General features: G+C 62.5%; 9 protein-coding genes. 8 read left to right on the top strand and 1 reads right to left on the bottom strand.

Annotated features, from left to right (window positions below; all coding sequences use genetic code 11):
* The first annotated feature begins 133 nt into the window (after positions 1 to 133).
* Genes ACODNH_RS09115 through ACODNH_RS09090 form a run of 6 tightly spaced genes read left to right on the top strand, consistent with a single transcriptional unit; the run spans position 134 to position 8,275 of the window.
* Positions 134 to 361, top strand: a complete 228-nt coding sequence (locus ACODNH_RS09115; RefSeq protein WP_004959115.1) for a DNA-directed RNA polymerase subunit H — start codon at positions 134 to 136, stop codon at positions 359 to 361.
* Positions 361 to 1,926: a DNA-directed RNA polymerase subunit B'' gene (locus ACODNH_RS09110; protein WP_306709543.1), complete on the top strand. Its 1,566-nt coding sequence runs from the start codon at positions 361 to 363 to the stop codon at positions 1,924 to 1,926. The genes ACODNH_RS09115 and ACODNH_RS09110 overlap by 1 nt, the downstream gene beginning before the upstream one ends.
* Before the next feature lies 1 nt (position 1,927).
* Positions 1,928 to 3,754 (top strand): DNA-directed RNA polymerase subunit B, encoded by a 1,827-nt coding sequence (rpoB, locus tag ACODNH_RS09105; protein WP_306709541.1) that lies wholly within the window; start codon positions 1,928 to 1,930, stop codon positions 3,752 to 3,754.
* Positions 3,751 to 6,660 carry a DNA-directed RNA polymerase subunit A' gene (locus ACODNH_RS09100; protein WP_306709539.1) on the top strand — a complete coding sequence of 970 codons (2,910 nt, stop codon included), beginning with the start codon at positions 3,751 to 3,753 and terminating at the stop codon, positions 6,658 to 6,660. Before rpoB ends, ACODNH_RS09100 begins: the two co-directional genes overlap by 4 nt.
* Positions 6,661 to 6,662: 2 nt before the next feature.
* Positions 6,663 to 7,850, top strand: coding sequence for a DNA-directed RNA polymerase subunit A'' (gene rpoA2, locus ACODNH_RS09095; RefSeq protein WP_306709537.1), 1,188 nt, complete (start codon positions 6,663 to 6,665; stop codon positions 7,848 to 7,850).
* The gene (locus tag ACODNH_RS09090) at positions 7,850 to 8,275 is read left to right on the top strand and encodes a NusA-like transcription termination signal-binding factor (protein ID WP_306709534.1); all 426 of its coding nucleotides are present in this window, start codon (positions 7,850 to 7,852) and stop codon (positions 8,273 to 8,275) included. The genes rpoA2 and ACODNH_RS09090 overlap by 1 nt, the downstream gene beginning before the upstream one ends.
* 57 nt (positions 8,276 to 8,332) lie before the next feature.
* Here the strand turns inward: ACODNH_RS09090 and ACODNH_RS09085 are convergent, their stop codons facing one another.
* On the bottom strand, positions 8,333 to 10,720 hold the full coding sequence (locus tag ACODNH_RS09085; RefSeq protein WP_306709532.1) for a methyl-accepting chemotaxis protein: 2,388 nt from the start codon (positions 10,718 to 10,720) through the stop codon (positions 8,333 to 8,335).
* 470 nt (positions 10,721 to 11,190) lie between these two features.
* On the opposite strand from ACODNH_RS09085, the gene ACODNH_RS09080 reads away from it, so the two are divergent.
* Together ACODNH_RS09080 and ACODNH_RS09075 are read left to right on the top strand one after the other, a co-directional pair.
* Entirely contained in the window at positions 11,191 to 11,619 is a 429-nt protein-coding gene (locus ACODNH_RS09080; RefSeq protein ID WP_306709529.1) for a 30S ribosomal protein S12, read from the top strand.
* A gap of 2 nt (positions 11,620 to 11,621) precedes the next feature.
* On the top strand, positions 11,622 to 12,242 hold the full coding sequence (locus ACODNH_RS09075; RefSeq protein ID WP_306709527.1) for a 30S ribosomal protein S7: 621 nt from the start codon (positions 11,622 to 11,624) through the stop codon (positions 12,240 to 12,242).
* Positions 12,243 to 12,278: the final 36 nt, after the last annotated feature.

Genomic DNA, 12,278 nt, shown 5'->3' with positions numbered 1-12,278 from the left:
CGTGAGGGTGTGCGGGTCCAATAGCCACGGCAGAGCGACTTGGCAAGTGTTATATGAACCCCGACAGTATGACCCTGTAGTATCTCGTGACAGCCACCTTCTCCAGCAGCAGGCCAAACGCACACGCACACACATGGTAGATGTAAGTCAACACGACCTCGTCCCAGACCACAGTGTCGTCGACGAGGACGACCTCGAAGCAGTACTCACCGAGTATGAAATCAAGAAGACGGACCTTCCGAAGATCAAGCGCACCGACAAGGCGCTGCCCGATGATGCCGAAGTCGGTGACGTGGTTCGGATCGTCCGCGACTCCAGAACGACGGATGAAGCCGTCGTGTACCGACTGGTGGTAGAATAATGGACACACAAGATCGCCGCGCTATATCGCGTGAATATTTCGCCAAGGAACGGCTCGCCGAACACCACTTCCGCTCGTTTAATGCGTTCCTCGACCGGGGAATGCAGCAGGTCGTCGACGAGAAAGAGACCATCGAGACTGACATCGGTGACAAGGAAGGGCAGGAACCGGTGTGGGTCGAACTGGGCGACGTCCGCGTCGTCACCCCACGGGTCCGCGAAGCTGACGGCAGCGAGGAACTGCTGTACCCGCAGGAAGCCCGTCTCCGCAACATCACCTACTCCGCGCCGGTGTTCATGGAGATGGCCATCGTCCGCGGTGGCGAGGAAGAACCGGAAGAAGTCGTCGACCGGACGGAGACCAAGATCGGGCGGATGCCCATCATGGTCGGGTCGAACAAGTGTAACATCGCAGGCTTCAACGACGAGGAGCTCATCGACATCGGCGAGGACCCTGCAGATCCCGGTGGCTACTTCTGTGTCAACGGCTCCGAGCGGGTGCTGATGACCAGTGAGGACCTCGCCCCGAACAAGATTCTGGCCGAGTACGACACCAAGTACGGCGACGAGGTGCAGGTCGCCAAGACGTTCTCCCAGCGCCGTGGCTACCGCGCGCTGGTGCTGTGTGAACGGACGCGGGACGGACTGCTGGAAGTCTCGTTCCCATCCGTCTCGGGCAGTATCGACTTCGTCACGCTGGTCCGCGCGCTCGGGCTGGAGTCGGACGAGGAGATCGTCCACCGCGTCAGCGAGGACCCGGAAATCGTGAAGTTCATGCTGGAGAACTTGGAGGAGGCCGAAGTCCAGACGACCGAGGAAGCCATCGAGACGCTGGGCAAGCGTGTCGCCTCCGGGCAGGGCAAGAACTACCAGCTCAAGCGAGCTAACTACGTTATCGACCGCTATCTCCTCCCACATCTACACGAGGAAGGCGTCGAGGAAGAAGAGGTCCGCATCAACAAAGCATTCTACCTCTGTCGGATGGCCGAGGCGTGTTTCGAACTCGCACTCGAACGCCGCGAATCCGACGACAAGGACCACTACGCCAACAAGCGCCTGAAGGTCAGCGGCGACCTGATGACCGACCTGTTCCGGACGGCGCTGAACAAGCTTGCCCGGGACGTGAAATACCAGCTGGAACGGGCCAACATGCGAAACCGCCAGCTGTCCGTCTCGACGGTCGTTCGCTCGGATGTGCTGACTGAGCGACTCGAGCACCCGATCGCGACGGGGAACTGGGTCGGTGGCCGCTCTGGTGTGAGCCAGCTGGTCGACCGGACCGACTTCATGGGGGTGCTGTCACACCTCCGCCGACTGCGCTCGCCGCTCAGTCGTTCCCAGCCACACTTCGAGGCACGGGATCTGCACGCGACCCAATGGGGTCGCATCTGTCCCTCTGAGACGCCGGAGGGCCCCAACTGTGGGCTGGTGAAGAACTTTGCCCAGGCGATGGAGCTGTCACAGGACGTATCGGACCCACAGGGTCTCAAACAGGAGCTTGCCGAGATGGGGGTTCAGGGCATCCCCGGTATCGAGTCGATCGAACAGCAGCCCGCGGACGATTAACATGAGTCAGGGACGCGAAGCCAAAGTATACGTAAACGGTAGTCTGGTTGGGACACATCCCGACCCGGAACAGCTCGCAGAACAGGTACGACAGGCGCGACGACGGGGTGATGTCTCCCAGATGGTCAACGTCTCGGTCAAGAACCGGACCGGGGAAGTCATCATCAACGCCGACGCCGGCCGTGCCCGACGCCCGCTGCTGGTCGTCGAGGACGGCGAGCCGCTGATGACCGACGAGGAGGTCGAGCAGGTCAAAAACGGCGAACTCGAATTCGAAGAGCTCGTCGAACGCGGCCTCGTTGAGTTCATCGACGCTGAAGAGGAAGAGGACATCCTCGTCGGTGTCGACGAGGGCGAACTCACCGAGAACCACACGCACCTGGAAGTCGACCCGCAGCTGATGTTCGGTATCGGTGCCGGGATGATTCCCTACCCCGAACACAACGCCTCACCCCGGATTACGATGGGGTCGGGGATGATCAAGCAGTCGCTTGGCCTGCCGTCGGCGAACTACCGTATTCGCCCGGACACGCGCCAGCACCTGCTACATTACCCGCAGCTGTCGATGGTCAAGACCCAGACCACCGAACAGATCGGCTACGACGACCGCCCCGCGGCACAGAACTTCGTCGTCGCCGTGATGAGCTACGAGGGGTTCAATATCGAGGACGCACTCGTCATGAACCAGGGGTCGGTCGACCGTGCGCTCGCCCGCTCGCACTTCTTCCGTACGTACGAGGGCGAGGAACGGCGCTACCCCGGTGGTCAGGAGGACCGCTTCGAGATTCCCGACGACGAGGTCCGCGGCGCACGCGGTGAGGAAGCGTACACGCACCTTGACGACGACGGCCTCGTCAACCCCGAGACGAAGGTCGGCGAGAACGCTGTCCTGCTCGGCAAGACCAGTCCGCCCCGGTTCCTCGAAGAGCCGGACGACATGGGCGGTCTCTCACCACAGAAGCGCCGGGAGACGAGCGTAACGATGCGCTCGGGCGAATCCGGTGTCGTGGACACGGTTACGCTGATGGAAGGCGAAGACGGCTCGAAGCTCTCGAAGGTCTCTGTGCGTGACGAACGCATCCCCGAACTCGGGGACAAGTTCGCCTCACGGCACGGCCAGAAGGGTGTCGTCGGCCACATCGCCCCGCAGGAGGACATGCCCTTCACCGAGGAGGGTGTCGTCCCGGACCTCATCATCAATCCGCACGCGCTGCCGTCGCGGATGACCGTCGGCCACATTCTGGAGATGATCGGCGGGAAGGTTGGAGCGCTCGAAGGCCGCCGTGTCGACGGCACCGCCTTCACCGGCGAGGACGAGGAGGAACTCCGTGGCTCGCTCGAAGAGCACGGCTTCGACTCCAGCGGCAAGGAGACGATGTACTCCGGTATCACCGGCGAGAAGATCGACGCGGAGATCTTCGTCGGCGACATTTTCTACCAGAAGCTGTACCACATGGTCTCGAACAAGCTGCACGCCCGCTCGCGCGGGCCGGTGCAGGTGCTCACCCGCCAGCCGACCGAGGGGCGCGCCCGCGAAGGTGGCCTCCGTGTGGGTGAGATGGAACGGGACGTGCTCATCGGGCACGGTGCGGCGATGGCGCTCAAGGAGCGCCTGCTCGATGAGTCCGACCGCGAGTGGATCAACGTCTGCGGGCAGTGTGGGATGACCGCCGTCGAGAACGTCGAACAGCGGCGTATCTACTGTCCGAACTGTGAGGAGGAGACCGACATCCACGAGGTCGAGATGTCCTACGCGTTCAAGCTCCTGCTCGACGAAATGAAGGCGCTCGGAATCGCCCCGCGGATCGAACTGGAGGACGCAGTATGAGCTCACAACAGACACCCCAGGAAATCGGTCAGCTCAGTTTCGGGCTGATGGACCCAGAGGAGTACCGGGAAATGTCGGCCACGAAAGTGATCACGGCCGACACGTACGACGACGACGGCTTCCCAATCGACATGGGGCTGATGGACCCGCGACTCGGGGTCATCGACCCCGGGCTGGAGTGCAAGACCTGCGGGAAACACAGCGGGTCGTGTAACGGCCACTTCGGCCACATCGAACTCGCCGCCCCCGTCATCCACGTCGGCTTCGCGAAGCTCATCCGCCGACTCCTGCGCGGGACCTGCCGGGAGTGCTCCCGGCTCTGTCTCGACGAGCACGAGCGCGATGAGTTCGCTGACCGACTGACACGGACCCAGGACCTCGGTCGCGACCTCAACGACGTGACAAAGGCCGCAATCCGGCAGGCCCGAAAGAAGGACCGCTGTCCGTTCTGTGGCGAGAAGCAGTACGACATCAAACACGAGAAGCCGACTACCTACTACGAGGTTCAGGACGTGCTGGCCTCGGACTACCCCGAGCGGATCGCCGCCGCGATGGAGGAGTCCGAAGAGCCGATCTCACCGATCGACCTCTCCGAGGAAACCGGCATCGACAGCAGCCGCGTTCAGGAGATCCTCAGCGGCGAGTTCCGACCCCGGCAGGAAGACCGAAAGGCCCTAGAGAAGGCGCTGTCGGTCGACCTGACCGAGGAGGACATGAACAAGCTGATGCCCAGCGACATCCGGGACTGGTTCGAAGACATCCCGGACGGTGACATCGAAGTACTAGGCATGAAGCCGGCTCGCTCCCGGCCGGAGTGGATGATTCTGACGGTGCTGCCGGTGCCGCCGGTGACCGCTCGCCCCTCGATTACGCTGGACAACGGCCAGCGCTCCGAGGACGACCTCACCCACAAGCTCGTGGATATCATCCGCATCAACCAGCGGTTCATGGAGAACCGCGAGGCGGGTGCACCACAGCTGATTATCGAGGACCTCTGGGAACTGCTGCAGTACCACGTCACTACGTTCATGGACAACGAGATCTCGGGCACGCCGCCGGCGCGACACCGCTCCGGCCGGCCGCTGAAGACGCTCTCCCAGCGCCTGAAAGGCAAGGAGGGCCGATTCCGTGGCTCGCTGTCCGGGAAACGCGTGAACTTCTCCGCTCGTACCGTCATCTCGCCGGACCCGACGCTCTCGCTGAACGAGGTCGGTGTGCCGGACCGGGTCGCCAAGGAGATGACCCAGACGATGAACGTCACCGAGCGCAACCTGGAGGAAGCGCGACGGTACGTCTCCAACGGGCCTGAAGCACACCCCGGCGCGAACTACGTTAAGCGGCCGGATGGCCGCCGGCTGAAGGTGACCGAGAAGAACTGCGAGGAACTCGCAGAGAAGGTCGAAGCGGAGTGGGAAGTGTCCCGCCATCTGGTTGACGGCGACATCATCATCTTCAACCGCCAGCCGTCGCTGCACCGGATGTCCATCATGGCCCACGAGGTCGTCGTGATGCCGTACAAGACGTTCCGGCTGAACACGACGGTCTGTCCGCCGTACAACGCTGACTTCGACGGGGACGAGATGAATATGCACGCGCTGCAAAACGAGGAGGCCCGGGCTGAGGCCCGCGTCCTCATGCGTGTGCAGGAACAGATGCTCTCCCCGCGCTTTGGCGAGAACATCATCGGCGCGATTCAGGACCACATCAGCGGGACCTACCTGCTGACTCACACCAATCCGAAGTTCAACGAGACGCAGGCGCTTGACCTGCTCCGGGCGACCCGCATCGACGAACTGCCCGAGGCCGACGGCGTCGACGAGGGCGGCGAGGAGTACTGGACCGGCCGCTCGCTGTTCTCGGAGCTGCTGCCCGACGACCTGAATCTAGAGTTCACGTCCTCCGCTGGCGACACTGTCGTCGTCGAGGACGGCCAGATGACCGGCGGTACTATCGACGAGGACGCCGTCGGTGCCTTCGGTGGCGAAATTGTCGACACCATCGCCAAGGACTACTCGCGGACCCGTGCCCGGATTCTCGTCAACGAGGTCTCGGCGCTGGCGATGCGGTCGATCATGCACTTCGGGTTCTCCATCAGCATCGACGACGAGTCGATTCCGCGGGAAGCAGAAGAGCAGATCAACGACGCCATCGACAGCGCGTACGACCGCGTCGAGGAGCTCATCGAGACCTACGACCGCGGCGAGCTCGAATCGCTGCCCGGCCGGACCGTCGACGAGACGCTCGAAATGAAGATCATGCAGACGCTGGGCAAGGCACGTGACTCCGCCGGTGACATCGCCGAGGACCACTTCGGCGAGGACAACCCGGCCGTGATCATGGCCGAATCCGGTGCGCGTGGGTCGATGCTGAACCTGACCCAGATGGCCGGCTGTGTCGGCCAGCAGGCAGTCCGTGGCGAGCGGATCAACCGCGGCTACGAGAACCGCACCCTCTCACATTTCGAGGAGAACGACCTGTCGGCGGACGCCCACGGCTTCGTGGAGGCCTCCTACCGCTCCGGGCTCGGCCCGAAGGAGTTCTTCTTCCACGCGATGGGTGGCCGCGAGGGGCTTGTCGATACGGCTGTCCGGACGTCGAAATCCGGGTACCTGCAGCGCCGCCTCATCAACGCCCTCTCGGAACTCGAAACGCAGTACGATGGGACTGTCCGGGACACCTCGGACACCATCGTCCAGTTCGAGTTCGGCGAGGACGGCACGTCGCCGGTCGACGTGTCCTCGAACCAGGACGGCGATATCGTGGATGTCGATCAGATCGCCGACAGCGTCCTCGACGAGGAGTTCGAGAGCGAGAAACAGAAAGAGAGCTTCCTCGGGACCCGCACCGAGCGGACCAACCTCTCGGAGCACGCCGACGACTGGTGGATGGCCGAGGGTGACGACTAACAATGACAGCACACGACGTATCAGCAGACATCGAGGCCGTCGTCGAGGACACTGAGTTGCCCCGACGGCTGAAAGACGAAGTGTACAGCACTATCGACGAACGCGGCGTCGGCGTCGACGACGCTGACCGCATCGCCAAGGCTGTCGAGACCCGTTACCTCGACACGCGCGTCGACCCACTTGACCCGGTCGGGACCGTCTCGGCCCAGTCCATCGGTGAACCGGGAACGCAGATGACGATGAACACGTTCCACTACGCGGGGGTCGCCGAGATCGACGTGACGCAGGGCCTGCCACGGCTCATCGAGCTGGTGGACGCCCGGAAGACGCCGGACACGCCGATGATGACGGTCCACCTCGACGAGGAGTACGCCACGGACCGCGAGCGTGCCCACGAGGTCGTCTGGAAGATCGAAGCGACGCGCATCCTCGCGCTCGGTGACATCTCGACGAACGTCGCAGACATGCTCGTCGAGATCGACCTCAACGAGGACACGCTGCTGGAGCGGTGGCCGACGGTCAACGACACGGACGCCATCGCCGAGGAGATCGCTGAGACCATCGAGTCGAACCTCGGTGTCTCGACCCGGCAGGCCGGCACGGTCATCGAGTTCGGCCCGGAGGAACCAAGCTACCGCGACCTGCTGCAACTGGTCGAGGAGCTGCGGGAGATCGTCTTCAAGGGGATTGAGGAAATCACCCGTGTCGTTATCCGCAAGGAGGAGACCGACAACGGCGAGGAGTTTGTCCTCTACACCGAGGGCTCGGACTTCGGCGAAGTGCTGGACATCGAAGGCGTCGACGCCTCCCGGACAACGTGTAACAACATCCACGAGATCTACCGGGAACTCGGCGTCGAAGCGGCCCGCGAGACGCTTATCAACGAGACGATGAACACGCTCGAAGAGCAGGGGCTCGACGACGTGAACGTCCGGCACCTGATGCTCGTGGCCGACATCATGACCAACGAGGGGACCATCGAGTCCATCGGCCGCCACGGCATCTCGGGGTCGAAAGACTCCGTGCTCGCCCGTGCAGCGTTCGAGGTGACGGTCAATCACCTGCTCGACGCCGCCATCCACGGCGAGGTCGACGAACTCGACGGCGTCACGGAGAATGTCATCGTCGGGAAGCCGATCAAACTTGGCACCGGTGACGTCAACCTCCGGATGGGTACGACCCAGGACTGATGCGGGTCGAACTCTCGGACGAAGCACGTCGACTGGTCGCCCTCTTCGAGGACGAGGCAGCCGTCACCGTCCGGGATTGCGTCGTCGACGAAGACCACGACCAGGTGGTGTATCTGATCAAACGCGGGGAGATGGCTGACGCCATCGGCCCGGGCGGCCAGACGGTTGAGCGTGTTGAAGAGCGTCTGGGACGCGAGGTCAAACTCGTCGAAGCCGCCGAGACGGCCGAGGACTTCGTGGCTAACGCGCTCGCGCCGGCCGCGGTGTACAACGTCACCGTCTCGGAGAACGACGACACCGTCGCCTACGTCGAAGTGGCACAGGAAGACCGCGGGGCCGCTATCGGCCGTGAAGGCCGAAACATCGATGCCGCCCGGCAACTGGCCAAGCGGCATTTCGAAATCGACGGCATCGAACTGACCTGAGCGGGGCGGTCCCGCTCGTATCGTCTTTTTCTAAAGCTTACCGGAAAGCGACTGCGTTCAGTCGTCGCCCACTGAGACGTCCGACGCGTCGTGCTCGTACACGTCGGTATCGCTGTGCGAGGGTCCGCTATCGACATCGAACGTCTGCAGGAGTTCGCTGAGGTCGCCGGCCTGATCGGACAGGGATTCGATACCGCTGGTGACCTCGTTGATAGTCGCGGTTTGTTCCTCCGCCGCGGCGGCAACGTTCTCGGCGCTAGAAGCGGTTTCCTCGCTGATCGTCCCGACCTCGTCGGTCATCGCCACGACCTCTTCCGTCGTCGCGGCCTGTTCGTCGGTGGCGTCGCTGATGGACTGAATGCCGTCGTTGACCTCCTCGACGCGGTCGACAATGGCCTCAAGCGACTCGATGGCGTCGTCGACGGTATCGATGCCGTCCGTGACGGAGTCGCCCATCTGTCTGATGTCGGTCACGGCGTTGCCGGTGGTGTCCTGCACATCCTCGATAACCGTCGAGACTTCTTCGGTGGCTTCGGTCGTCTCCTGTGCGAGGCCTTTGATCTCGTCGGCGACGACGGCGAACCCTTCACCCGCTTCACCGGCCCGCGCGGCCTCGATGGAGGCGTTCAGAGCAAGCATATTGGTCTGTTCAGCGATGTCGTCGATGAGGTCGACGATGTCGCCGATCTGCTCCATCTCCTCGTCGAGGGACTCGACGCGGTCGATTGTTTCGTCTGCTCGCGTCTCGATGTCGTTCATCACTTCGATGGCCTCCGATGCGCGCTCGCTGCCGGTTTCGCCGATCTCGGCAGCTTCGTCCGATGTGGTCGCGACTTCGTTGGCCTGTGCTGCGACCTCTTCGACCGTCGCGGAGAGGCCCGACATCTCGTCGACCGTTTCTTCGATGTTCTCGTACTGCGTTTCCGCCCCGTCGGCGATCTCCTGCACGGATTCGCTGACTTCCTCGCTGGCGCCACGGACCTCAGTAGCGCTCGCGGTGATCTGGTCGGCGGAGCCGTCGACGTCGTCGGCGAACTCCCGGATACGCATGACTGTCTGGCCGAGCTGGGCGAGCATATCGTTGAACGCGGCGGCGATATCGGCCATCGCATCGTTGTCAGTGTCAGTATCGAGGCGCTGGGTGAGGTCGCCGTCGGCTGCTTTCCGCATTACGGCCGAGAATTCCTCGGCCTGCTGTTCGAGTGTTCCCGCTATCTCTTCTGCTTCCGCTTTGGACTCCTCGGCCTCCTGCTGGGCCTGTTCGAGGTCGCTGATGAACGATTCGAGATTACCGTGCATACTCGATAGCGACGCTCCAAGCTGGCCGGGGACGTCCTCATCGAGCGCCGGGTCGTCGAACGCCTGTCTGGAGAGCGCGTCTGCCTGTGCGGCGACGGTGTCGAGATACGTCTTCATCTCGTAGAAGGCGTTCTGGACGTCGCCGACCTCGTCGAGGCGATCTGATTGTTGGATATCGGTGTCGAAGTTCCCCACCGCGAGCGCTTCTGCCTGCGTTGAGAGCCGTCTGAGTGACTGCATAATGCCGCGACCAACGAGAACACCGATAAGCACGAACCCGGCCAGCGAGACGCCGATGATGGCGACGAAGCTCCCCTGAATACTGTCACGGAGCGCGAAGGCGGTCGATTTCGGGGCCTGCTTGACGACGATCCACGGCGTGTCATCGACAGACTCCGCGGCGATCAGGTATGACCCACTCCGGGCCACGCCGCTGTTTTCCGCTGTGAGTGCGGTCAGGTTGGTGGAGACGTTGTACTGCGTGCCGATGGTCGAGGCGTCCTCGGCGAACTGGACCGTCCCATCTTGTCGGACGATCCGCGTTTCACCGCCGTCGATGGAGTTGCGGAACTGGGCCGTCCGTGCGGTCACGTTATGCACCACGACCACGAGTTTGTCGCTTCGAGCGACCGGGCTCGCGAAGGCGATGTACTTCCCCCCATCGTAGGTGTACACTTTCGACATATCGACCGAGTTCGACCCGGTGACCGAGAGGCTCTCGCCCTCCCATGCGAAGTCATCCGTCCGGAGCGATGTCTCGCGTCGGTCGCTCAGCGACGACTCCCTGATTTCTAGAGTCTCTTCATTGACGTAATGGATGGCGTACACCGAGTCCGGCTGGTAGAACGCTTGCCGCTGTAACGCGCCACGGATCATCGTCGGACTCCCCTCCTGAACGTCGGACAGCGTCGAGAGGGTTCGCGCGGCGTTGCGCTGGCTCCGAACCCAGTCCGCTGTCGTGGCCGCTGTCTGGACGGTGCCGGTCTGCAGTTCGTTCTCGCGCTGTTCTGTCAGTTCGTCTGCAACCGTCCGCTCCGCGGTGACGCTAACACCTGCAACGAGCAGGGCAATACAGAGAATGATAAGCGCCAGCTTCCGGAGATACGTTTGCCGGACGACATCTGGGAGACGTTGTTCAAGTTTCATAGCTACTACGGCGGGTCTGTCTGAATAACCCAAGCGCCGGTACTAGAAACCACCTACCCAGTTATCACACCTGATTCCAAGAACGTGCGTTATCTCCCCGTTGACGGGCTGTGGCACGGGACCTGTAGCCGCTGACGTGCATACTGTCGGCTGCACGGCTGTGAAGGGGCCTGTCAATTCAGGCTGTCGGCCCCATCGAAACGGTTGCCGCCGATAGTGTTAGTCGACTCCTGTGCGGGGTCGACGTCGCAGAGCGCGGATTCTCGACAGATGGTAGCGTGTTGCGTTGAGCGTCATACCCCGACGGAAACATCGTGTTGACCGCTTCTTTCCCGTTGTCGTGTCCCTTCCCTCGCGCTATCTACCGCACTTTTGACCCGTCTATGGCACAGAACGCCACACACGCCAACGCTACCGGCTGAGTCCGAAAGAGGAGTCTTAAGTACCTCCGAAAGGTACCAGTGCCTACTATGGCGAACGGCAAGTACGCCGCGCGCAAGCTCAAGAAGGACCGCCAGCAGCACCGGTGGTCCGACACTGACTACGCGCGTCGCGAACGCGGCCTGGGCAAGAAGTCCGACCCGCTCGAGGGTGCGCCCCAGGGACGAGGTATTGTACTGGAAAAAGTCGGAATCGAGGCTAAGCAGCCGAACTCCGCTATCCGGAAGTGTGTCCGCGTCCAGCTCATCAAGAACGGTAAGCAGGTCACCGCGTTCTGTCCCGGTGACGGCGCTATCTCTTTCATTGACGAGCACGACGAGGTCACGATCGCGGGTATCGGCGGGGCGAAGGGCCGCGCGATGGGCGACCTCTCCGGTGTTAACTACAAGGTCGAGAAGGTCAACGGTGTCTCCCTTATTGAACTCGTTCGCGGGAACGCGGAGAAACCGGTCCGATAACCATGAGTGCAGAAGACACACCCGAAGCTGACGCTGACGCGGCTGAGGAAAGCGAGTCGGAGACGGCCCGCGCGAAGCTGTTCGGCGAGTGGGAAATCACGGACATCGAGTACTCCGACCCCTCGACCGAGCGCTACATCACTGTCACGCCGATCGCCCACACGATGGGGCGACACGCGGACAAGCAGTTCAAGAAAAGCGAGATCAGCATCGTCGAGCGGCTGGTCAACCGCCTGATGCAGACTGACGAGAACACGGGCAAGAAACAGCTTGCGACCTCCATCGTCACCGAGGCGTTCGAAATCGTTCACGAGCGCACCGACGAGAACCCGATTCAGGTGCTCGTCAGTGCTGTCGAGAACAGCGCCCCCCGAGAGGAGACCGTCCGCCTGAAATACGGTGGTATCTCGGTCCCGAAGGCCGTCGACGTCGCGCCACAGCGCCGCGTCGACCAGGCCCTGAAGTTCCTCGCTGAGGGCGTCTACGGTGGCTCGTTCAAGACCACCACGAGTGCCGCCGAATCGCTCGCACAGCAGCTCATCGGTGCTGCTAACGACGACGTCCAGACCTACGCCGTCAACCAGAAAGAAGAGAAAGAACGCGTCGCGGCTGCCGCTCGCTAACTCGGCTGTCTCCGACATCTTTATTCTTCCATACTC

The sequence above is a fragment of the Haloarcula sp. NS06 genome, from assembly GCF_051122755.1.
Lineage (GTDB): Archaea > Halobacteriota > Halobacteria > Halobacteriales > Haloarculaceae > Haloarcula.
Note: the sequence above shows the minus strand (reverse complement) of the source record. Positions and strands in the feature narration are given on the sequence as shown.